General features: G+C 72.7%; 21 protein-coding genes. 12 read left to right on the forward strand and 9 right to left on the reverse strand.

Going from position 1 to position 22,455, the window contains the following annotated elements:
- Nucleotides 1-68: 68 nt before the first annotated feature.
- From O7622_RS23500 to O7622_RS23550, 11 genes are all read left to right on the forward strand, one after another.
- Nucleotides 69-2,495 carry a serine/threonine protein kinase gene (locus O7622_RS23500; RefSeq protein WP_282310366.1) on the forward strand — a complete coding sequence of 809 codons (2,427 nt, stop codon included), beginning with the start codon at nucleotides 69-71 and terminating at the stop codon, nucleotides 2,493-2,495.
- 118 nt (nucleotides 2,496-2,613) lie between these two features.
- Nucleotides 2,614-3,423, forward strand: a complete 810-nt coding sequence (locus O7622_RS23505; RefSeq protein WP_282310367.1) for a metal-dependent hydrolase — start codon at nucleotides 2,614-2,616, stop codon at nucleotides 3,421-3,423.
- A 347-nt stretch (nucleotides 3,424-3,770) separates the two neighbouring features.
- Nucleotides 3,771-4,817: a LacI family DNA-binding transcriptional regulator gene (locus O7622_RS23510; RefSeq protein WP_282310368.1), complete on the forward strand. Its 1,047-nt coding sequence runs from the start codon at nucleotides 3,771-3,773 to the stop codon at nucleotides 4,815-4,817.
- Between the two features lie 40 nt (nucleotides 4,818-4,857).
- A complete protein-coding gene (locus tag O7622_RS23515; protein ID WP_282310369.1) occupies nucleotides 4,858-6,453 on the forward strand; it encodes an FAD-dependent oxidoreductase in 1,596 nt (531 codons plus the stop codon).
- A 21-nt stretch (nucleotides 6,454-6,474) separates the two neighbouring features.
- Entirely contained in the window at nucleotides 6,475-7,758 is a 1,284-nt protein-coding gene (locus tag O7622_RS23520; RefSeq protein ID WP_282310370.1) for a sugar ABC transporter substrate-binding protein, read from the forward strand.
- Between the two features lie 11 nt (nucleotides 7,759-7,769).
- Nucleotides 7,770-8,717, forward strand: coding sequence for a sugar ABC transporter permease (locus O7622_RS23525; RefSeq protein WP_282310371.1), 948 nt, complete (start codon nucleotides 7,770-7,772; stop codon nucleotides 8,715-8,717).
- Nucleotides 8,707-9,549, forward strand: a complete 843-nt coding sequence (locus tag O7622_RS23530; protein WP_013287328.1) for a carbohydrate ABC transporter permease — start codon at nucleotides 8,707-8,709, stop codon at nucleotides 9,547-9,549. Before O7622_RS23525 ends, O7622_RS23530 begins: the two co-directional genes overlap by 11 nt.
- A complete protein-coding gene (locus tag O7622_RS23535) occupies nucleotides 9,546-10,466 on the forward strand; it encodes an ROK family protein (protein ID WP_282310372.1) in 921 nt (306 codons plus the stop codon). Before O7622_RS23530 ends, O7622_RS23535 begins: the two co-directional genes overlap by 4 nt.
- On the forward strand, nucleotides 10,463-11,176 hold the full coding sequence (locus O7622_RS23540; RefSeq protein ID WP_282310373.1) for a putative N-acetylmannosamine-6-phosphate 2-epimerase: 714 nt from the start codon (nucleotides 10,463-10,465) through the stop codon (nucleotides 11,174-11,176). The genes O7622_RS23535 and O7622_RS23540 overlap by 4 nt, the downstream gene beginning before the upstream one ends.
- A 111-nt stretch (nucleotides 11,177-11,287) precedes the next feature.
- Nucleotides 11,288-11,878 (forward strand): DUF4127 family protein, encoded by a 591-nt coding sequence (locus O7622_RS23545; protein WP_282310374.1) that lies wholly within the window; start codon nucleotides 11,288-11,290, stop codon nucleotides 11,876-11,878.
- Complete coding sequence (locus O7622_RS23550; protein ID WP_282310376.1) at nucleotides 11,815-12,438, forward strand: DUF4127 family protein; 624 nt, start codon at nucleotides 11,815-11,817, stop codon at nucleotides 12,436-12,438. Before O7622_RS23545 ends, O7622_RS23550 begins: the two co-directional genes overlap by 64 nt.
- A 35-nt stretch (nucleotides 12,439-12,473) precedes the next feature.
- On the opposite strand, the gene O7622_RS23555 is transcribed toward O7622_RS23550, so the two are convergent.
- The 9 genes from O7622_RS23555 to O7622_RS23595 all read right to left on the reverse strand — a co-directional run bounded on the left by O7622_RS23555 (nucleotide 12,474) and on the right by O7622_RS23595 (nucleotide 21,259).
- The gene (locus tag O7622_RS23555; RefSeq protein ID WP_282310377.1) at nucleotides 12,474-13,190 is read right to left on the reverse strand and encodes a VOC family protein; all 717 of its coding nucleotides are present in this window, start codon (nucleotides 13,188-13,190) and stop codon (nucleotides 12,474-12,476) included.
- A gap of 91 nt (nucleotides 13,191-13,281) precedes the next feature.
- Entirely contained in the window at nucleotides 13,282-13,614 is a 333-nt protein-coding gene (locus O7622_RS23560) for a TfoX/Sxy family protein (RefSeq protein WP_282310378.1), read from the reverse strand.
- A gap of 41 nt (nucleotides 13,615-13,655) precedes the next feature.
- Nucleotides 13,656-14,249, reverse strand: coding sequence for a nucleotidyltransferase family protein (locus tag O7622_RS23565; protein WP_282310379.1), 594 nt, complete (start codon nucleotides 14,247-14,249; stop codon nucleotides 13,656-13,658).
- A 140-nt stretch (nucleotides 14,250-14,389) separates the two neighbouring features.
- The gene (locus O7622_RS23570) at nucleotides 14,390-16,063 is read right to left on the reverse strand and encodes a bifunctional 3'-5' exonuclease/DNA polymerase (protein WP_282310380.1); all 1,674 of its coding nucleotides are present in this window, start codon (nucleotides 16,061-16,063) and stop codon (nucleotides 14,390-14,392) included.
- A gap of 132 nt (nucleotides 16,064-16,195) precedes the next feature.
- The gene (locus O7622_RS23575) at nucleotides 16,196-17,152 is read right to left on the reverse strand and encodes a carbohydrate ABC transporter permease (protein ID WP_282310381.1); all 957 of its coding nucleotides are present in this window, start codon (nucleotides 17,150-17,152) and stop codon (nucleotides 16,196-16,198) included.
- A 13-nt stretch (nucleotides 17,153-17,165) separates the two neighbouring features.
- The gene (locus O7622_RS23580) at nucleotides 17,166-18,107 is read right to left on the reverse strand and encodes a sugar ABC transporter permease (RefSeq protein WP_282310382.1); all 942 of its coding nucleotides are present in this window, start codon (nucleotides 18,105-18,107) and stop codon (nucleotides 17,166-17,168) included.
- Between the two features lie 22 nt (nucleotides 18,108-18,129).
- On the reverse strand, nucleotides 18,130-19,542 hold the full coding sequence (gene ngcE, locus O7622_RS23585; protein ID WP_013287338.1) for an N-acetylglucosamine/diacetylchitobiose ABC transporter substrate-binding protein: 1,413 nt from the start codon (nucleotides 19,540-19,542) through the stop codon (nucleotides 18,130-18,132).
- 23 nt (nucleotides 19,543-19,565) lie between these two features.
- Nucleotides 19,566-20,315 carry an SIS domain-containing protein gene (locus O7622_RS23590; RefSeq protein ID WP_120569015.1) on the reverse strand — a complete coding sequence of 250 codons (750 nt, stop codon included), beginning with the start codon at nucleotides 20,313-20,315 and terminating at the stop codon, nucleotides 19,566-19,568.
- Nucleotides 20,312-21,259 (reverse strand): MurR/RpiR family transcriptional regulator, encoded by a 948-nt coding sequence (locus O7622_RS23595; RefSeq protein WP_120569014.1) that lies wholly within the window; start codon nucleotides 21,257-21,259, stop codon nucleotides 20,312-20,314. Before O7622_RS23595 ends, O7622_RS23590 begins: the two co-directional genes overlap by 4 nt.
- Nucleotides 21,260-21,416: 157 nt before the next feature.
- On the opposite strand from O7622_RS23595, the gene O7622_RS23600 reads away from it, so the two are divergent.
- Nucleotides 21,417-22,421, forward strand: coding sequence for a BadF/BadG/BcrA/BcrD ATPase family protein (locus tag O7622_RS23600; protein WP_282310383.1), 1,005 nt, complete (start codon nucleotides 21,417-21,419; stop codon nucleotides 22,419-22,421).
- Nucleotides 22,422-22,455: the final 34 nt, after the last annotated feature.

Genomic DNA, 22,455 nt, shown 5'->3' on the forward strand with positions numbered 1-22,455 from the left:
CTGACATGCGATAGGTACCGTCCGATCCGTTGGCTATTGTGGACCACTGACCAGCGGTGAGGAGTGCGGTGCGGGAGGTAGTGATCGCGGGGCGGTACCGCCTGCTCGAACTGATCGGCCGCGGCGGGATGGGTCAGGTCTGGCGGGCGCGCGACGAGGAGCTGCAACGCGAGGTCGCGGTGAAGCAGGTCGTGCCGCCGAACTGGCTCGCCGAGAACGAGCAGGACGAACTGCGCGCCCGTACGCTGCGCGAGGCGCGGACGTCCGCGCGGCTCAACCACCCCAACGTGGTGCGGGTCTACGACGTGGTCCGGGTCCAGGGCGAACCCTGGCTGGTCATGGAGTACGTCCCGTCCCGCTCGCTCCAGGAGATCATCGAGAGCGACGGGCCGCTGCCGCCCGGTCGCGCCGCCGAGATCGGCCTGTCGGTGCTCGCCGCGCTGCGCGCCGCACACGACGCCGGGGTGCTGCACCGGGACGTGAAGCCCGCGAACGTGCTGCTGGCCCGGGACGGGCGGGTGCTGCTCACCGACTTCGGACTGGCCGTGTTCCAGGGCGGCGACGGCGCGATGACCCGGCCGGGCCTGGTCCTCGGCTCCCCCCAGTACGTGGCACCGGAGCGGGCCGCCGAGGGCGTGTCGAGCGTCGAGGCGGACATGTGGTCGCTCGGCGCCACGCTGCACGCCGCGGTGGAGGGCCGCTCCCCGTACGCCCGCAGCACCGCGATGGCCACGCTCGCCGCGCTCGCCACCCGGCCGCCCGACCCGGCCCCGCACGCCGGCCCGCTGACGCCGGTGCTGGCCGGGCTGCTGCGCCGCGATCCGCGTACCCGGCTCGGGCACCGCGAGACGGCCCGCCTGCTCGGCGTCGCAGCGGTGTCGGAGGCCGACGCGGAGGCCGCCGGCTCTGCGGGCCGTGCCACCGCTGCGTCGTCCGACCGGCCGGCCGGCGGCCGCGATGCCGACGTCCCGGCGGGTGACGAGCCGGGGTCACCGGGGAACCCGGCGGCTCCGGGCGGCATCTACCCGGACCTGATGCCGCCGGCCGCCGCCGCCCGCGCGTGGAGCCGGGCGGCGAAGCGCAGCGAGTGGGCCCCGGCCGCCGAGGGCGGCCGCGCGCCACCATCCGGGGGCGCGGCCGGCCCGGCCGGTCCCTCCGGTACGACCGGCCGCTCCGTCCCGCCCGCCCGCGCGGAAGCAGGCAGTCAGTCGTCCCCGGCCGGCCGCTCGGGCGCAGTCGGTCCCCCGTCCCCGGGCAGCCGGTCGGACGCGATCAGCCGTCCGGGGGCGCTCGGCGGCTCGGGGGCGCTCGGTGGCCCGGCCGCGGCCGGTAGCTCGGCCGGGATCGGCGGCTCGGCCGGGATCGGCGGCTCGGGTGCGGTCGGTGGCTCGGGTGCGGTGGGCCGGACGGCGCCACCGGGCCGCGCCCGGACCGGTGACCCGGAGCGGAGCCGGGCCGGTGACCCGGAGCGAGGCCGCACGGGTGCGCCGGAGCGGGGCAGCCCGGACGCGACACCGGACCCGCGCCGGAGCGGGCCGGCCCGCCCGGGTCCGATCAGCCTCGGTCCGACGGTCCTCACCAGCTTCGTCGACCCGGGCAGCCCGGCCGGCCCCGAGTCGGCACCCCGCGCCGACGCCCTCAGCCCGGTGCACATCGTCGGCCCCGGCGCCGCGCCGGTCGCCAAGCCTCCCCCGGTCGCACACAGCGGACCGGTCGACAGCGGCGCGGTGCATCCCGCCCCACCCCGGCCCGCCGGGGTTCCCCGCCCCGCCGATCCTCCGCTCACCTCCGGCGACGGGAACCCGCTGCACCGCTGGGGACTGGTGCTGGGGGCCGTGCTGCTGGCGGTGGCGACCGGTGTGGGCACCGCGCTGGCGATCACCGGTGGCCGCGACGATCCGCCGCAGACGGGCAGTTCCACCGAGGCCGTCGGCCACCCCTGGGACCGTCCGCCCGGGCCGGGCGTGCCGCCTCCACCGTTCCCCTGCATCCGGCCCGACGTGGCCGGCACGCCGGTCCGCAAGGGACCGCCACCCGACGACCCGCCGGTTACCGTTCCGGCCGGCTGGGTCTGGCCCGCCGACACCGGCGGATTCCGTATCGCCCTGCCCGCCGGCTGGCTACAACTGCGCTCCGGTGACACCACCTGCTTCCAGGATCCGGAGACGCGGCGCATCCTGGGCGTCGAGCCGTACCCGGGCGGTGATCCGGTGGGCCGGCTGAAGTCGTCCGAGCGGGACCTGACCTCGGCCGGCCGGCTGCCGCACTACCAGAAGGTCCGGCTGGAGTCCGACGGCCCGGGCGCGGCGTGGGAGTGCCGCTGGACCGCGCCGTACGGGGAACGGATGCGCGCGTTGCGCGTCCTGCCCGGCGAGCGGGCCGGCTGGACGCTCGGCTGGACCACCTCCGACGCCGACTGGCCCGCCGCCTCGAAGCAGTTCGCCGTCATCCGCGCGAGCCTCGGTACGGTCCGGCCCACCCGTACCGCGGGCTGATGCGGCGCCTGCGGTGCCCCTTCCCCAGTGGACCGTCCGGCTGATGCCCCGCTGTCGCACGGGCTGACTACAGTGGCGTAGTTTTGTGGATCAAGATCTTCGGGAAGGGCGAGCCGAGATGATGGGACCGTCCCACGCGCTCTCGGGCGCGGCGGCGTGGCTGACCGGCTCCTGGGCGATGGCCCAGTTCGCGGACTACCACCAGACACCGCTGGCCCTGGCGGTGGGCACCGCGGTCTGCGCCGGTGGGGCACTCTTCCCCGACCTCGACCTGTCCGGGAAGGTCACCCGCAACCAGGGCGGCGCGACTGTGGCCCGCACGTTCGGTGTGGTCAGCCTCTTCGTCGCCGAGGTGATGGAGAAGATCTCGCTCGGCGTCTACTACGCCACCAAGCTCAGCAAGGATCCCCGCCGCAACAACGGGCACCGCACGCTGACCCACACCATCCCGTTCACAGTGCTCGTCGGCTGGGGCACCACCGCGCTCTGCGCCCACTACGGCAAGTGGGCGGTGGTCGGCATCCTCTTCTTCATGATCGGCCTGGCGCTGCGTGGGCTGTTCGACCAGTGGGCCGAGCGCGCCGGCTGGGTGGTGGTCACGCTGGTGTCCGCCGCCGCGGCCTGGTTCACGTTCGCCAACCTGCCCGGCGACCGGGGTTATCCGATGATCGGGCTCGCCGTCGGCGTGGGTTGTTTCGTGCACATCCTCGGCGACATGATCACCCGGGCCGGGGTGCCGATCCTGTGGCCCATCCCGATCAAACGCCGGATGTGGACGATGATCGGCCTGCCCGACAAGATCGCCCTGCGTACCGGCAGCAAGACCGAGACGGTGGTGCTGCGCACCGCGATGACGATCCTGGCCGTGCTGGCAGCGGTCGGGCTGGTCGCCCCCTCGGTGCTGCAACGCTTCGACATCCAGGTGTAGGTCAGCCCGCCTCGGCGCGCACCGCCCGGGCGGTGGGCAAAGGCCGCACCCGGTATCACTCTCGGTAGGGAAGCAGGCGTCATCGATCGTCCGTGCGGACGATCGATGCCACGCTAATGCGCATTAGCGCCGAGGTCCGCCTACTGTCACTCGCCCGGTCGGCTCTTGTCAAGGTCCCGCCCGAACAGCCGCCGGGGAGAGTCGAGCGCGGCCACTAATGCGCATTACTCCAGGCAGTTCATCGAACGGAAATCTTCCGGCCACCCCTTGACAGGACGCCGGGACAGCAGAGAGGCTCCATCCCAACCCGATCGCTAATACGCATTAGCGGAAGTGGAAGGACCGACGTGACCCCTCCCCCCAGGCGTGTCACCCAGCGTGACATCGCGCGAATGGCCGGCGTGAGCCAGGCGACCGTGTCGCTGGTGCTCAACAACCGCACCGACGCCGACGTCCGGATCGCGCCGGAGACACGGGACCGGGTGTTGCAGGTCATCGCCGAGACGGGGTACGCCGCCGACCCGGCCGCCCGCCGCCTCGCCTCCGGGTTCAACCGGATCATCGGCGTCTTCACCTACGAGCCGGCCTTCCCCAGCGGCAGCCGGGACTTCTTCCACCCGTTCCTGCTCGGCATCGAGGAGTACGCCGAACGGGTCGGCTGCGACCTGCTGCTGTTCACCAGCGCCCCGGTGGTGGACGGCCGGCGGCGCATCTTCCACCAGGACAACCGGCTGCGGCTGGCCGACGGATGCATCCTGCTCGGCCGGGAGATCGACGGCGCGGAGCTGCTCCGGCTCAACCGCGACGGGTTCCCCTACGTCGCCGTCGGGCGCCGCGACGACGCCGGCGGACCGGTGCCCTACGTCGGCGCCGACTACGCCAGCGCGGTCCACCGGCTGGCGGAGCGGGCGCTGGACCTGGGGCACCGGCGCCTGACGTACGTGGGCATGGGCACCGCGGCCGAGTCCTCGCACGACCGGCGCAGCGGCTTCCACGCCGGCGCGACCGGCGCGGAGAGCGCCCGCCAGATCACCGCGACGGCGGAGGCCGCCGACGCCACGGTGGACGACCTGCGGGCCGACGGCAGCACCGTCGCCTTCGTGGAGGACTTCGCCACCGCTGTCGCGCTGGAGTCGGCCGCCCGCCGTAGGGGACTGACGGTGCCCGGTGGCCTGTCCGTCGTGACGCTCGGCGACCCGACCGTCCCGGTGCCCACCGACATCACGTTCACCGGGTTCCGCATCCCGCGCGAGGAGATGGGCCGCCAGGCCGTCGAGGTGCTGACCGGCGTCATCGACGGCAGCGCCGGCGGCCTCCAGCAACGGCTCCTGCCCTGCGAACTCGTCGAGGGCGACACCCTCGGCGTCCCTGGATCGGCGGCCGACCGGCGCTGACACGCCCGGCCGCGCAACTGGAAGGAAGCAAGTGGTACTAATGCGTGCGGACGTCCTCGTCGTCGGGGGCGGACTGGGCGGTGTCGCAGCGGCGCTGGCCGCGGCCCGTGCCGGCCGGTCCGTCATCCTGACCGAGGAGTTCGACTGGCTCGGCGGGCAGCTCACCAGCCAGGCGGTCCCGCCGGACGAGCACTCCTGGATCGAGCAGTTCGGCGCCACCGCGAGCTACCGGGAGTTGCGCGACGGCATCCGCGACTACTACCGCCGCCACTACCCGCTGACCGAGCGGTCCCGGGCGTGGACCGACCTGAACCCGGGTGCCGGCTGGGTGAGCCGGCTCTGCCACGAGCCCCGGGTGGCGGTCGCCGTCCTGGAGCAGATGCTCGCGCCGTACCGGGGGGCCGGGCGGCTGACGGTGCTGCAGCCGTACCGGCCGGTCGCGGCCGAGACCGACGGCGACCGGGTCACCGGCGTCACGCTCGCCCACCGGGACCGCGACGAGCGGATCGAGGTGGAGGCGCCGTACGTCCTGGACGCCACCGAGACCGGTGAGCTGCTGCCGCTGACCGGCACCGAGTACGTGACCGGGTTCGAGTCGCAGGCGCAGACCGGTGAGCCGAGCGCGCCCGCCGAGGCGCAGCCGCTGAACATGCAGGCGGTGTCCGTCTGCTTCGCGCTGGACCACGTCGACGGCGACCACACCATCGACCGTCCCGCCGGTTACGACTTCTGGCGCGACTACAAGCCGGACTTCTGGGGCGACCGGCTGCTGTCCTGGCGGTCGCCGCACCCGCGCACGCTGGAGATCGTCGAGCGCAGCTTCACGCCGAACCCGGACGACGACCCGCTGGGCGTCAACGCCGACCAGCGGCTCAACCCGGGCGACGGCAACCTGTGGACGTTCCGGCGCATCGCCGCGCGGCGCAACTTCGTCGACGGGGCGTACGGCAGCGACATCACGCTCGTCAACTGGCCGATGATCGACTACTTCGAGGGCCCGGTCATCGACGTGCCGAACGCGTCCTGGCACCTGTCCCAGGCGCGCGAGCTGTCCTACTCCGTCCTGTACTGGCTGCAGACCGAGGCGCCCCGCCCCGACGGCGGCACCGGCTATCCCGGGCTGCGGCTGCGCGGCGACGTGACCGGCAGCCCCGACGGGCTGGCGCAGGCGCCATACATCCGGGAGTCGCGCCGCATCCGCGCCGAGTACACGGTGGTCGAGCAGGACCTCTCCCTCGCGGTACGCGGCGAGCACGGCGCGGTGAGCTACCCCGACTCGGTCGGCGTCGGCATGTACCGCATCGACCTGCACCCGTCGACCGGCGGCGACAACTACATCGACGTCGGCTCCTGCCCGTTCGAGATCCCGCTCGGCGCGCTCATCCCGCAGCGGATGGAGAACCTGCTGCCGGCCGGCAAGAACATCGGTACCACGCACGTCACCAACGGCAGCTACCGGCTGCACCCGGTCGAGTGGAACGTCGGTGAGGTCGCCGGCCTGCTGGCCGACTTCTGCCTTGCGCGGGGCGAGTCCCCGCGCGCGGTCCGCGGCACCCCCCGCCTGCTGGCCGAATTCACGGACCGCGTCTCGGCCGCCGGCGTGGAATGCCGCTGGCCGCGGATCGCGGGCTACTGAACCCCCGGTGAGGAGAAGAGAGTGAGATACGGAAGACTGTCCGGCCTGGTCGCGGCGACCATGACCGGTGTGCTCGCCCTGACCGCCTGCGGCGGTGGCGGCGACGCCAAGGACGACGGTCCGGCCAGCCTGCGGATGACCGTCTGGTCGGCGAACGAGGCGCACCTGAAGCTGTTCAACGAGATCGCCGACGAGTACCGCAAGAACAACCCGGACGTCGCGGAGATCAAGTTCGACCCGCTGCCGTTCGAGAACTACACCACGACGCTGACCACGCAGATCGCCGGCGGCAACGCGCCGGACCTCGCGTGGATCTTCGAGAACTCGGCTCCCGACTTCGTCGCCTCCGGCGCGCTGCGCCCACTCGACGACACGCTGAAGAAGGCCGACGGCTACCAGTACGACGACCTCTCCCCCGCCACGCTGAAGCTCTGGCGCGACGACGGGAAGCTCTTCGCGTACCCGTTCTCGACCTCGCCGTTCGGCGTGTTCGTCAACAACGACATGCTCAAGAAGGCCGGGCAGAAGACCCCGGCCGAGCTGATCGCGGCCGGGCAGTGGAACTGGGACACCGCGCTCGCCGCGGCCGGCGCGACAGCGGCGAAGTCCGGCAAGGCCGGGCTCGTGGTCCGCGACTTCGACTACAAGGGCTGGGACAACCTGGCCACGTTCTGGACCGGCTGGGGCGCCCAGGCGTGGAGCGAGGACGGCCGCAGCTGCGGGTTCGACAGCCCGGAGATGGTCGAGGCGATGACCACGCTGCACAAGGCGATCTTCACCGGCAAGGCGCTGCCCGGACCGGGCACGACCGCCGACTTCTTCGCCGGTGACGCGGCCATGACCGTCACCCAGATCTCCCGTGCCTCGCTGCTGAAGGAGGACGGCTTCGACTGGGACCTGGTCCCGCTGCCGGCCGGTCCGAAGGGCCCGTACGCGGTGGTCGGCCAGGCCGGCATCGGCGTGATGAAGAAGAGCCCGCACGCCGAGCAGGCGGCCGACTTCCTGGCCTTCTTCACGAACCCGGCCAACTCGGCGAAGCTGGCCCAGTTCTTCCCGCCGCCGCGGCAGTCTCAGCTGACCGCCGAGACGCTGGCCAAGACGAACCCGAAGCTCAAGCCGGAGCAGCTCCAGAAGGTCGTCGTCGACGGCATCACCAACGGCACCGTCAAGCCCAGCCACTCCGGGCAGGCCGAGCTGAGCCAGCAGGTGCGCGCCGCGCTCGACCCGCTGTGGAAGGCGGACGCGGACGTCAAGGGCGTACTCGACGGCGTCTGCTCCAAGATCCAGCCGCTGCTGGCGAAGTAGGGCCGAGGATCATGACCCAGACGGACACCAGGGTGGGCCCGGCTGCTGCCGGGCCCACCCCGGGCCGGGCCCGGCCGTTCTGGACCACCCGCCGCCGGGACCAGCTCACCGGATATCTGTTCATCACCCCGCAGCTGCTCGGCAGCGTGATCTTCGTGATCCTGCCGCTGGTCCTCGTGGTCTGGTACAGCCTGCACGAGTGGAACGTGCTGGCCGGCAGCTTCGACTACATCGGCACCGACAACTACGCCGCGCTGGCCGACGACCCCAACCTGGGCCCGGTGCTGCGGTCGACCGGCCTGTTCTCGGTCGGCCTGGTCGTGTTCAACCTCGGCCTGGCGTTGCTGCTGGCCGTCCTGCTCAACCAGAAGCTGCGCGGGACCATCGTGTTCCGCACCCTGTTCTTCTCCCCCGTGGTGGTCTCGCTGGTCGCGTGGACCATCGTCTGGGGCTTCCTGCTGCAGGACAACGGCGGCGTCAACGGCCTGCTCGACACGATCGGCGTCGACGGCCCCAACTGGCTGCGCGGCGAGGGCACGGCGATGCTGTCGGTGATCGTCGTGCAGGTGTTCAAGAACGTCGGCCTGAACATGGTGCTGTTCCTGGCCGCCCTGCAGGGCGTGCCGGCCGAGCTGTACGAGGCCGCCGAGGTCGACGGGGCGAGCCGGATGCGCCAGTTCTGGCGGATCACCGTGCCCCTGATCAGCCCCACGATCATGCTCACGTCGATCATCACGGTGGTCGGCTCGCTGCAGGTCTTCGCGCAGATCGCGGTGCTGACCCAGGGTGGGCCCGGCACCTCGACCACTGTGCTCGTCTACTACCTCTACCAGCAGGCATTCCAGTTCCATCACTTCGGCTACGGCGCCACGCTGTCGATCCTGCTGTTCGTCATCGTGCTCGCGCTGACAGTGCTGCAGTGGCAGATGCGCAAGAGGTGGGTCTTCCATGAATCGTGACCTGTCCCGGCGGACCAAGCTGGTGCTCTACGGGGTGCTGATGGTCCTGGCCGTCCCGTTCGTGTTCCCCACCTGGTGGATGGTCACCTCGTCGCTGAAACCGGTGGCGGACATCTTCTCCTTCCCGCCGCAGCTGCTGCCGACCGATCCGCGGCTGGACGCGTACCAGCGGGTGTTCGAGCTGCAGCCGTTCGGGCAGCAGTACCTGAACAGCCTCTACATCGCGCTGCTGGTCACCGTCGGCACGCTGGCCGTGGCGTCGCTGGCCGGGTACGCGTTCGCGCGGATCCGGTTCCGGGGGCAGAACGTGCTGTTCCTGGTCGTCCTCGCGGGCCTGCTCATCCCGAGCGAGGTGACGATCGTGCCGCTGTTCCAGATGTTCTTCAAGCTCGATCTGATCGACACGCACTGGCCGCTGATCCTGGTGCCGATCTTCGGGGCGCCGAGCGTGCTGGCGACGTTCATCATGCGGCAGTTCTTCATCAGCCTCCCCGGTGAGCTGGAGGAGGCGGCCCGGGTCGACGGGCTGGGGCGCTTCGCCACGTTCTGGAAGATCGCGCTGCCGCTGTCCCGGCCCGCGCTCGGCGCGGTGGCCATCTTCACGTTCCTGCACAGCTGGAACCTGTACCTGGAACCGATCGTGTTCCTCTCCTCACCGGACAAGTTCACCCTGCCGCAGGCGCTCACCCAGTTCGTCGACGCGTACGGCGGTCCGATGTGGGACGTCCAGCTCGCGGCGGCGTCGATGACCGCGCTGCCGGTGCTGGCGGTGTTCGTGATCGCGCAGAAGCAGTTCGTCGAGGGCCTCGCGCACACCGGTCTGAAGGGATGACAGCGCCGGTCGTCGGGATCGACATCGGCGGCACCAAGACCGCCGCCGCCCTCGTCGGTCCCGGCGCGCGGGTGCTCGACCGTCGCGAGGCGCCGACCCCGGCGCGCGGCGGGCCCGCCGCGGTGCTGGACACCGCCGCCGGCCTGGCCGCGGACCTGCTCGCCGCCGCCGGCCCCGGGCCGGTCGGGGTGGGCACCGCGGGCACCGTCGACCCGGCGACCGGCGCCGTCCGGTACGCGACCGGCAGCCTGCCCGGATGGGCCGGCACTCCGGTCGCACACGAGCTGGCCGCGCGGCTGACCCGGCCGGTACGCGTCACGAACGACGTCGCCGCGGCGGCGCTGGGCGAGTGCTGGGCCGGCGCCGGACGGGGCCGGGGGCACGTGCTGCTGGCAGCCGTCGGCACCGGGCTGGGCGGCGCGATCGTCGGCGACGGGCGGGTCGAGGGCGGCGCCCGGGGGGCGGCCGGCCAGCTCGGGCACCTGCCGGTCCCGGGCGCGCACCGGCTGCGCTGCGGCTGCGGCCGGTACGGGCACCTGGAGGCGATCGCCTCCGGCACCGGCCTGGCCGCCGCGTACGCGCTCGCCGGCGGTGACCCGGTCACCGGGCGGGAGGTGGCGCGGCGCGCGGCGGCCGGTGACCCGAGCGCCCGGCAGGTCGTCGAGCGGGCCGGTGCCGCGCTCGGCGCGGCCCTGGCCGGGCTGGTCGCCCTACTCGACCCGGAGGTGGTGGTGGTCACCGGCGGCGCCGCCGCCACAGTGCTCCCCGCCGCGACGGCCGCCTACCGGGCGGAGCTACCAGGCGGCTGGGCGCACGTGCCACTGCTTGCGGCGGCCCTGGGCGCCGACGCGGTGGTGGTCGGCGCCGCCCGGCTCGCCGCCACACCGATCCACCACGACGGAGGAACAAGCACGTGAGTGTCCTGGACGAACTGGCCGGCGGGCTGGTCGTGTCCTGCCAGCCCCTGCCCGACGACCCGGGCGACCCGATGCGCGACCCGTACGTCCAGGCCCACGTTGCGGCCGCCGTGGTCCGCGGCGGCGCGGTGGCGGTCCGGGTCAACGGCCCCGACGACGTGCGGGCGGTGCGCGCCGCCGTCGACGTGCCGGTGATCGGGTTGTACAAGCACGGCACGCAGGGCGTGTTCATCACCCCGACCGCCGGGCACGCGCTGGAGGCGGCGCGGGCCGGGTCGCACGTCGTGGCGGTGGACGCCACCGACCGCCCCCGGCCCGACGGCCGGAGCTTCGCCGACACCGTCCGCGCGGTGCACGAGGAGAGCGAGGCGCTGGTCCTGGCCGACGTCTCCACTGCGGCCGAGGGCGTCGCCGCCGTCGAGGCCGGTGCGGACGCGGTCGCCACCACGCTGTCCGGCTACACCCCGGCCAGTCCACCGATCGACGGGCCCGACCTCGGGCTCGTGGCGCGACTCGCCGCGCTGCTGCCCGTGCCGGTGATCGCCGAAGGGCGTTACCGGACCACGGAGCAGATCAGCCGGGCCTTCGGGGCGGGCGCCCACGCGGTGGTGATGGGCAACGCCGTCACCTCACCGCTGTGGATCACCCGCCGGCTGGTTCCGGCCACCCCCCGGGCGGCGAGCGCGGCGGAGAAGAAGGAGCATCGATGAAGAGGAGAACCCTTCTTGCGGCAACCGGCGCGGCCGGCCTGGCCACAATGGCCCTCGGCGGCCCCGCGTTCGCCCGGCCCGCCGGCCGGCCGGCGACCGAGCGTGGCGCTGGTGCCGCTGGACGACCGGCCGGTCAACACGTACTGCGCGGAGATGACCGGTGCGAGCGCCGGCGCCGAGGTGCTGCTGCCGCCGCGGGACCTGCGGGGCCGTTTCTTCACTCCCGGTGACGGCGCCGGCATCGCCCGCTGGCTCGACGGCGTCGACGGGTACGTGATCTCGGTGAGCATGCTCGCGTACGGGGGCCTGATCGCCTCGCGTACCGCCGCACCGGCCCTGGCCGACGCGTTGCGCAACCTGGAGGCGATCCGGCGGCTGCGGGCACGCCGGTCGGACGCGGTGATCGAGGTGCACGACACGATCCAGCGGCTCGCCGTCACCAGCACCGGCACGGACCTGGACGACTACCGTGACCTGCTGGTCCAGTGGGCCAAGCTGTACGACCAGGTGGTCAACCTGGGCCAGGAGTCGCTGCGCGGCCAGCTCGACGCCGTGCGGGCGCGCATCCCGGACGCCGTGGTCGAGGACTACCTGGCCGCGCGGGCACGCAACCACCAGGTCAACCGGCTGATGGTGGAGTGCGTCGCGGGCAGCGGGCCGCCGACCTGGACGCGTTCGTCGGCCGCATCGGCGAGCTGCTAACGGCCGGCACCCAGGTGATCGTGGTGGACCCGCTGATCGTCAACAAGGGCGACCACGACCTGGTGTCCCGGATGGAGGCCCGCCTGGACCTGCCCGCGCTGCTGTCGTACTCGGGCTGGAACACCGGCGGCAACGCGCTCGCGCACGGCACCGCGCGGTGGGCGTACCTGCGTTCCTCCGGCAGCGGCTTCGGCGTGCCGGCGCTGCGTGGGCCGGCCCAGGCGCACGCCGAGTACCTGCTCTACCGGTTCGTCAAGGACGACCCGTGGAAGAACGTGGTGCAGGTCGAGGCGTACGCGCACGCCCGCGCGCAGGGCTGGGATCCGCTGGCGCTGACCGCCGAGCAGAAGCGCTACTTCGACGGCTGGGTACGCGACCGGCTGGTGCCGCTGACCGAGCGGTACTTCGCCGACCACTTCGCCGGGCACGAGCTGGTGCTCGGGGTACGCGGACGCAGGACGTTCACCGCGACGCTGGACCGGGTCACGGCGGTGCGGGTCGAGCTGCCGTGGGACCGGCTGTTCGAGGTCACGCTGGAGCCGAGCCTGCGGCTGCGCTGATCGGTGCGGGTGCGGTCCCCGGGGCCGCACCCGCCTCAGCGGGGTGTCAGCAGGCAGAACTCGGTGCCGTCGGGGTCGGCCAGCACCGCGTCGTCGGCGGTGTGCCGGCCCGTACCGGCCCGGGTCGCGCCGAGCGCCAGCAGCCGGTCGATCTCCGCGTCCCGGTCACCGGCCGCGACCAGATCCAGGTGTACGCGGTCCCGCCCGCCACTGTCCATCAGCGGCGGGCCGCTCCAGGTGACCTTCGCGCCTCCGCGCGGCGACTGGATCGCGGTCTCCTCGTCCTGGTCCCAGACCAGCGGCCAGCCCAGTGCCTCGCGCCAGAAGAGGCCGGCCGCCCTCGTGCCGTCGCAGTTGACAGCGCCGACCGGGCCGCAGCCGGCGAGGAAGTTGTTGCCCGCCTCGATGACGCAGAACTCGTTGCCCTCGGGGTCGGCGAGCACCACCTGGTCGTCGTCCGGCCCCTGGCCGATGTCGATGTGCCGCCCGCCCAGCGTCAGCGCCCGGTCGACCGTGTCCCGCTGGGCCTGCGGCGACGCGCTGGTCAGGTCGAAGTGGATCCGGTTCTGGACGGTCTTCGGCGCATCGCCGGGCAGGAACCGGATGCGGAAGTCGCTGTGGGCGTCGCCGCCCAGCGCCACCCCCTCGCTCGGGTCGTCGAGGATCTCCCGGCCCAGCACCCCGGACCAGAACCGCGCGAGCCGCAGCGGGTCGGCCGCGTCGAGGCTGACCGCGTAGAGGTGAACCGTCATCCGCCCGTCTCCGATCCGCCGCCGTCGTCGGCAGCAGGCGGAGCCTAGGCCGGACGGGTCCGGGCGCGCAGCCGGATTTCCCGCTGTCGCGCTACTTGGCCGACAGGGTGCGCGCGAAGCGGACGCCCCTGCCGACCCAGCGGGTCAGGTCGGCGTCGTGCTCGCAGACATCGGGCGACACGGTGACCCAGCCCCGCATCGGCCGGCCCCGCATGACTGTCGCCTCGGCGCCGGGCTCGGCCAGCGCGCGTTCGGCCTCGGCCGGGTCGACCCGGACCATCAGGCCGCCCGCGCCGCGCACCACCACCGCCATGTTGCCGCGCAGCATCATCGCCAGGCCGCCGAACATGCGCCGCTCGGTGATGCCGGGCTCGCGCCCGAGACGTTCCCGTACCCGGTTCGCCAGGTCCTCGTCGTAGGCCATGACGGCATCGTGGCATCCGGGTCCGACAAGCGGGGCGCTCCTCAGGCGCCGACGCGCTGTTCGGGGATGGACAGGCCGTACAGCGCCATCAGCTCGGGGCTGTCGATCCGGCTGCCGTCGGCCACCGAGTCGCACGCGATGTCGACGATCTGGTCCTTGTGCGCCAGCAGGTACGGCCGCGCCCCCACGTCGGCGCTGGCCAGGGTGGCGATGCCGGACCAGTGCCGGCGGCCGAACAGCATCGGGTAGCCGCGCAGCCCGTCGTAGGTGGCGCAGACCAGCACGTCCGGGTACGGCAGGGCGGTGACCCGGCGGACCGCCGCAGCGGTGAGCCCGGGCATGTCCACAGGCACCACGACCACCGCCTCGATGTCGTCGTCGGTGAGCGCGGCGAGCCCGGCCCGGATCGAGGAGCCCACCCCGGTGCCCCACGCGCGGTTGACCACGACGGTGGCGCCGCTCAGGTCGGTGGTCTGCCGCACCTGCTCGGCCGCCGCGCCCAGGACGACCACGACCTGTGCGCAGTCCGCCTCGGCCATCGTGTCGATCATCTGGCTGACCAGCGGCTTCTCGCCCTGGTGCAGCAGCGCTTCGGGTCCGCCGATGCGGCGGCCGCCACCGGCGGCGATGATCATTGCAGCGATCCGGTTCAGCGGTGCCCCCTCGATCAGGGGACGGACCGGGCACAGCCGCCCGGTCCGTCCCGTCGTACGCACACCGGGCCCAACGAGCGCGGCCGGGTGCGGGTAGCGGGGCAAAACGGAAAATTGCGTGACTATGCCGCGTCGGCGTAGCAGCCCACAGTGGACAGGTCGAGCGGGAACCGGACCGGGGTGTCGCCGAACAGCAGCCGGGTGGCCCGCGCGCCGGCGGCGGTGACCGCCTCGGCGACGGTTGCCGCCTGCCCGGCCGGGCAGTGCACCATCACCTCGTCGTGCTGGAAGAAGACCAGCTCCGCCTCCGTGCCGGCCAGCTCGGTGCGCAGCGTCGCCAGCAGCGTCGAGGCCCACTCGGCGGCGGTGGCCTGGATGACGAAGTTGCGGGTGAAGCGCCCCCGCGACCGGGCCGCCCGAGCCGACGGGCTGTGCGGGTCGGCCCCGCCGTCCGGCGTCGGCTCCTCCCCCTCGGCGAACCCCGCCGACCCGGGCGGGCAGGTACGCCCCAGCCAGGACCGGACCAGCCCGCCCGCCTCACCGGTGCGCGCCGCCGCCTCGACGTAGCCGAACGCGGTCGGGTAGTTCTTCCGCAGCACAGCCAGCGCCGGCACGGCCGCCCCGCCGGTCTGCCCGTACATCGCCCCGAGCAGGGCCACCTTGGCCTTCGCCCGGTCACCGGCGAACGCGTCCCGGGCCAGGGCGGCGTAGAGGTCACCGGCGCCGCCCGCCGCGGCCAGCCGCTCGTCGTCGGAGACCGCCGCGAGCACGCGCGGTTCGAGCTGCCCCGCGTCGGCCACCACGAACGTCCAGCCCGGGTCCGCCACCACCGCCCGCCGGATCACCTTCGGGATCCGCAACGCCCCGCCGCCCCGGGTCGCCCACCGGCCGGAGACCACGCCGCCTGGCACGTACTCCGGGTGGAACCGGCCGCCGGAGACCCAGGCGTCGCGCCAGGCCCAGCCGTGCGCCGTCCAGATCCGGTACAGCTCCTTGTATTCGAGGACCAGCGGCGCCGCCGGATGCTCCACCCCGCGCAGCACCCAGGCGCGCGTGTTCGGCAGGTCCACGCCCGCACGGGCGAACGCCCGCAACAGCTCCGCGGGCGAGTCGGCGTGCACCTGGCGTACGCCGAACGCGTCAGCGATCCGGGCCTGCAACTCGGCCAGCCGGCGCGGCGGCCCGCCCACCGGGGACGGCTCGCCGAGCAGGTCGGCCAGGATGGCGTCGTGCACGTCGGCGCGCCACGGCAGCCCGGCCGCGCCCATCTCGGCCGCTACCAGCGCGCCCGCCGACTCGGCGGCCACCAGCAGCCGGAACCGGCCGGGATGGGTGGTCGCGACGATCCGGGCGAGCTGGTCGGCGTACACCCGGGTCAACGCCGTGATGCCCGGACCGGGTGGGCCGGACGGCGGCTCGAAGAGCGCGGCCTGGGCGTGGCCCGGCGGCTCGGGCGGGCGGGGCGCCGGGTCCGGCGGGACCGGCGCTCCGGTGACCCGGGCCCAGGCGGCCGGCAGCGCGCGGGGCTCGCCCCAGCGGCCCGCGTGCCCGAGCAGCAGCGCCTCGATCAGCTCGACGTCGTGGCAGCGGTCGAGGCGCACCCCGGCGCGCAGCAGCGCCGGGTAGACGCCCGCCCAGGCGGCCCACAGCCAGCGGGGGTGCCCGGCGGCCTCCCGGACGGCCACTGCGGCGGCCAGGTCGGTGACCTCCTCCGCAGGGCCGGACGGGGTGCCGTCGGCGTGCAGCGGTCGCAGCACGCCGCCGCCCCGCTCGTCCGCCACCACCGCCACCAGCACGGACGCATTCTGCCCCCTCCCCCTGACACGCTCCGCGTGGAAGGAAGGGCCCCCTCTTAACGCCTGCGGTAGAGGAAGGGCCCCTTGTTAACACTCAGTGTTAACAAGGGGCCCTTCCTTACATCCGGGGGGTTACTTGCCGACGCCGGCGGTGAGGCCGGACTGCACCTGGCGCTGGAAGACGATGTACACGATCAGCACCGGCAGCATCGCCATGGTCACACCGGCGAAGAGTCCGGACCAGTCGGACTTGTAGCCCTGGTTGACCGACAGCTCGATCAGCCCCTGGGCGATCACCTGGTTCTTCGGCTCGCCGGACACCGACTGCATGAGCAGCGTCGGCAGGTACCACTGGTTCCACTGGCCGAGCACGTTGAAGATGCCGATGCTGATCAGGCCCGGCTTGGCCATCGGCAGCATCACGCTGAAGAACGTGCGGGTGTGCGAGGCCCCGTCGACCTGGGCCGCCTCGGCGATCGAGTCGGGCAGCGTCCGGAAGAACGAGTGCATGAAGAAGATCGTGAACGACAGCGACCAGGCCACGTAGACCAGGATCAGCATGAGGTGCTTGTTCGGGCCGAGCAGCGGGAGACTCACCCCGGTGTTGTAGACGCCCTTGAACAGCGGCACCGCGGCCAGGTAGATCGGCAGCGTCAGCCCGGACAGGAACATCCAATAGATCAGCCGGTTGCCGCGGAACTCGTAGCGCGCCAGGGCGTACGCGGCCATCGAGCCCAGCAGCATCGTCAGCGTCACGCTGAACACGAGCACGAGCAGCGTGTTCAGGAAGAAGCTGTCGATCCCGGCGGTCCAGGCGCGGGCGAAGTTGTCCCACTGCAAGGAGTCGGGGAGCAGCGACAGCGGCTCGCGGATCACCTCGGAGTCGGTCTTGAGCGCCGACATCACCACCCACAGCAGCGGGTAGACCACCATGATCGCCCAGACCGCGAGGAACAGGTGCGAGAAGCCGTTGAAGATCCGGCCGCCGAAGCCGTTGCCGGCGTCCTTCGCGCGCCGGTCCGCGGGCGGCCGGTCCGGCGGCGCCGTGTCGGACCGGGCCGGGCCGGAGGTGTGGGTCACAGTGCTCATCGTCCAGACCTCCTCAGAACTCGATCCGCTCACGGCGGGTGATCCTCAGCTGGAGCGCGGCCAGCAGGATGGTGAAGATGGCCAGCGCGACGGCGATCGCGCAGGCGTAACCGAACTGGCCCTTCTGGAAGGCGTTGAACTGGATCACCGAGGCGAAGATCTCGCTGGCGTGGTTCGGCCCGCCCTGGCTCGGCGTCATGACGAAGACCAGCGCGTACATGTCCAGCGCGATGAAGCCGAGGTAGACCCAGGCGACCGAGATGCTGTCCCGCAGCAGCGGCAGGGTCACCCGGAAGAACGTGTGGAACCGGCCCGCGCCGTCGAGGACCGCGGCCTCGTAGATGTCCTTCGGGATCGACTGCATCGCGGCGGAGAACAGCACCATGTAGAAGCCGGCGCCGCTCCACACCGCGATGAACAGCAGCCACCAGAGCACCGCCGGCACACCGAGGAACGGCTCCGGGTCGGCGGTGAAGGCGATCGGGTTGTCCGCGTCGACCAGCCCGATCTTGATGAGCAGGCCGTTGATCAGGCCCTGCCCGTCGGTGCGGTAGATCTGCTGCCACATGACGGCGATGACGACGAGCGACAGCACCTGCGGGAAGAAGAAGATGACCTTGTAGATCCCGGAGCCGAACACCCCGCGGATGCCGGCCCTGTCCTCGCGTCCGCCCACGTTGAGCAGGAACGCGAGGAACAGGGCCAGCGCGATCGTGAACAGCGGCACGGTGACCAGGAAGAACACGTTGTGCCAGAACGCCTTCCGGATCAGCTCGTCGGAGAGCAGCCGGACGTAGTTGTCCAGCCCGACGAAGCGCTGAGAATCGGAGTACCCACCCCAGTCGGTGAGCGAGTACCCCGCCGCCTGGGCGAACGGCCACACCACGTAGAACAGGTACAGCGCGACGGGCAGGGCCAGGAAACCCGTGACGAAACGCGCGACTCCGTGCCGCATTGGACTCACTTCCTCGCAGGAATCAAGCGGTGCGGGTCTGCTTCTTGATCGACGAGTCCTTGGCGACCTTGTCGGCGGCCGCCTGCATCTTGTCGACGAACTGCTGCGCGGTCAGGCGGCCGGCCATCAGCTCCTCGGAGAGGTTCTGGCTCTCCTTGTCCAGGTCGGCGTAGAAGTCCGGGAACTTCACCGAGATCAGGTCCGAGCTGCCGTTCTTCATCAGCGAGTTCGCCGACGCCAGCGCGGTGTCCTGGACGTTGTCGCCGGAACCCTTGGTGGAGGCCAGCGACTTGGTCAGCTCGGCGAACTTCGCCGAACCGGCCTTGGAGAGGATGGCCCGCAGGAACTCCTTCGCGGCCTCCTTGTTCGGCGCCTTGCTCGGCACCACGAAGCCCTCGCCGGAGGAGGCGAAGACGTCCTTGGCCGCCTTGTCCCCGCTCTTGCTCCAGTAGTCGGAGATGGTCATCTCGAAGCCCGGCGGGATGGTCGCGGCCATCTCGTTCTTCAGCCAGGTGCCGACCTGGATGAAGGCCGCCTTGCCGTCCAGGAACGCCTGCTGCGACTGGGTGTGGTCGAGCTTGCCCGGCAGCAGCAGCTTGTCCTTGACCAGCTTCTCCCACGGCTCCAGCGCCGCGACGATGCCGTCGGCCTTCCAGGCGCCGTCCTTCAGGTTGTCGATGTCGACGACGGCCTGCTTGCCGACCGCCTTCCAGATGCTGGCGAACAGCGCCCAGCGCGGGTAGTAGCCGTGCACCGCGTCGTGCACGTACGGCGCCATGCCCTTGGCCTTGATCTTCGGCGCGAGCGCGAAGAACTCGTCCCAGGTGGTCGGCGCCGTCCAGCCCTCCTTCTTGAACAGGGCGGCGTTGTACCAGTTGCCCCACACCGTGTACGCGACGTTGACGACGTAGAACTTGCCGTTCTGCGTACCGTCGGCGACGGTGCCCGGCAGCAGGCTGTCGGCCACAGTCCCCTCGCTGTCCCAGGCCGGCGCGGTGAGCAGATCGTCCAGCGGCTCGATCGCGCCCTCGTTGATCAGCGTGCTGCGGTCCATCATGTCGGCGCCCGAGTTCATCACCAGGTCGCTCGGCTGCGTCGCCATCTTGGGCTGCTCTTCGGTCTTGATCTTCTGGGTCGAAGACATGTTGACCGTGATGTTCGGGTGCTTGGCGTTGAAGATGACCTTGTCTTCCTTGGCCCACTGGTCGCCCAGGCCACCGTTGAAGACGACCACCTTGACCGCGCTGCCGTCCTTGACGCCGAACGGGTTGTCCTTGCTCTTGGCCGCGCCGCCGCCGTCGGACTTGCTCGGCTCGCTGCCGGCGCACGCGCTCAGCAGACCCGCCGCCGGTACGGCCAGCAGACCGGCCGCGGCGGCGCGCCGCAGCAGGGTCCGACGGCTGACGTCGCCGAACTTCTCGGGGGAAACCGACATCTTGTCTCTCCTTGTGGGTCGGGTCAGGCGGTCCGCCGGAGACGCCCGGCGTACCGCGACTCGAGGGCGAGGTTGTGCTCGTCCCCACCGGGGACGTTGGCGGAGAGGTAGACAGGGGGTACCTCTCCGGCCTGGTGGAACCGTCGTACGACCTCGGCGGTCAGCAGCTGCGCCAGCAGCGCCGCGGTGACCGACGAGACCGCACAGACCGCGCCGCCGCCCTCGAGCGGCAGCAGTGCGTCACCGTACGGCGCGCCGTTGTCCAGCACGACGTCGGCGAGGTCGGCGAGCCGGTGCCCGGAGGGGTGCCGAGGAGCTACCCGGGCGGTGTGCTCGACCGAGGTGACAGCGATCAGCGGATGGCCGCCGCGCTTGACCAGCGTCGCCAGCTCGACCACCGAGCCGTTGATGCCGGACTGCGAGGCGACCACGAACACGTCCCCCGGCTGCGGCGCCGCCAGGGCGTAGAGCTGGTGCGCCACGGCCGGGTCGCGTTCCAGCTTCGGGTCGGCGAGCACGTCGCGGGGCGCGTCGCCGTGCAGCACGAGGTCGTGCAGGGAGAGCCGGTTGGCGGGGACCAGCCCGCCGGCCCGGGCGACCAGTTCGGCGGCGAACGCCTCCGAGTGGCCGGCGCCGAACGCCTGGAGGACGCCACCGGCGCGCAGCCCGGAGGCGATCAGGTCGGCTGCCCGGTCCACCGCCACGGCCTGGCTGTCCACCAGCCGGTCGAGCACCGGGCGGACCGCGTCGGCGTACCGCTGGGCACTGATCATGAGAGGGCCCCCTTCGCGGCCTTGTGCCCGTCGACGGCCTGGGCGGTACGCCGGAAGGCCGCGTGGGCGCGGTCGTGGGTGCGCTGCGCCACCGCGATGTAGAGCAGGTCGAGCACGACGAGCTGCGGGTGCCGGGCGGAGAGCGCGTCCGGCCGGAACGTGGTGGCCTGGCTCGCGGTCACCAGCACGATGTCGGCCAGCTCGGCCAGCGGCGAGCGGGGGAAGCCGGTCAGCGCGACTGTGGTGGCCCCGCGGCTGCCGGCCTCGGCGAGCAGCTCGATCGTCTCCCGGGTCTGCCCGGTGTGCGAGATGCCGAGCGCCACGTCCCCGGCGCCCAGCAGCGCGGCACTGGCGAGTCCCTCGTGCACGTCGCTCCAGGCCCACGCGGCGACGCCGATGCGGTGCAGGCTGAACTGCATCTCCTCGCCGACGAGCGCACTGCCGCTGGCCCCGAAGATGTTCACCCGGCTGGCCCCGGCGATGGCGACCGCCGCGCGTTCCACCTCGGCCAGGTCGAGCAGCGCGGCGGTGTCGTGCATGGCCCGCGTGTCGGCGGCCATGATCTGGTCGAGCACCCGGGACAGCGGGTCGCCGGGCTGGATCTCCCGTCCGATGTCGACGGTCCAGCCGGCCGAGCGGGCCCGCCCGGTCTCGGCGGCGATGCCGAGCCGCAGGTCGGCGTAGCCCTCGAAGCCCATCGCCCGGCAGAACCGGGTGATGGTCGCCGGTGACGTGCCGCTGCGCTCGGCCAGCTCGACGATGGTGGCCCGGGCCGCCGCCTCCGGGTCGCTGAGCACGTGCTCGGCGACCCGGCGCAGCGCCCCGGTCAGCTCCCCCGTGCCGGCCCGGACCCTGGCCAGCACCCCGTCGGCGCCCAGCCGGTCGGCCGGACCGGCATCGACCACCGCGGTCGCCGCGGAAGTCTCCACCTCGTGCTCGGCCATCGGCGGAAGCCTTTCGGAAAAGAGTGTTAACTGTTAGTGGTAAAAGTTCTTACTGAAGGCCCCTCCGTGTCAAGGGCGTGGGCGAAGTTTTCAAACTGTTACCTGGCGCACCGGCGCGATCTTGCGCCCGGCGACGCGGCCGACCAGCATGGGAACCATGTCGGACACCGTCGTGCTCGGCCTCGATGTCGGGGGCACGTCCAGCCGCGCGACCGCGCTGAGCCTCGACGGCACGCGTCTGGGCGCCGGCCGGGCCGGCGGTGGCAACCCCACCAGCCACGGCGCCGAGCGGGCCGCCGCCGAGCTGCTCGCCGCCCTGCGCGCGGCGCTCGCCGACATCGACCCGATCCGGGTACGCGCCGGCGTCATCGGCCTCGCCGGAGCCGGCCGCCTCCTGGCCGACCCGCGCGGCCGGGAGGCGTTCGACCACGCGTGGGCCGAGGCGGGGCTGCGATGCCCGTACGCCGTGCACGGCGACGCCCTGGTCGCCTACGCCTCCGGCACCGCCGCCCCGGACGGCACGGTGCTCGTCGCCGGCACCGGCGCCATCGCCGCCCAGGTACGCGACCTGCGGCTGGACCGCACCGCCGACGGTCACGGCTGGCTGCTCGGCGACGCGGGCTCGGGATTCTGGCTCGGCCGCGAGGCGGTCCGGCGGCTGCTGACCGACCTGGACCGCGCGGACACCCCCGGCGAGCTGGGACGCCGGGTGCTGGCCGAGCTGACCGGCACGACAGCTGTGGACGACCGACCGCGCGCCACCGCCGGTGCCGTGGTGCAGGCGGTGACGCGGCGACCACCTGTGGAACTGGCCCGGCTCGCGCCGCTCGTGGTGTCGTCGGCCCGCGACGGGGAGCCGGCAGCCGCCGCGCTGATCGCCGAGGCCGCGGCGCTGCTGGCGGAGAGCGTCTCCCGCATCCGGCCGCCCGGCGCCACCGATCCGGTGGTCCTCGGCGGCGGGCTGCTCACCGGTGACACCCCGCTGGCCGGCGCGGTACGCGCGGAACTGGCGCAACGGTGGCCGGGCGCACCGCTGCACGGCGCCGGGGACGGTGCGGCCGCCGCGGCCTGGCTCGCCGCCCGCGACCTGCCCGAGGTGACCGACCCGGCGGCGCTGCACGCCCGCCTGGTTCCCCGCCCGCCTGAGGAACTTTCTGGCTGATCAGTATCAGTCTTAGCGGCTCGGCTGAGCCTGT

The sequence above is a fragment of the Micromonospora sp. WMMD1076 genome (genome assembly GCF_029581475.1).
Taxonomy (GTDB): Bacteria; Actinomycetota; Actinomycetes; order Mycobacteriales; family Micromonosporaceae; genus Micromonospora; species Micromonospora aurantiaca.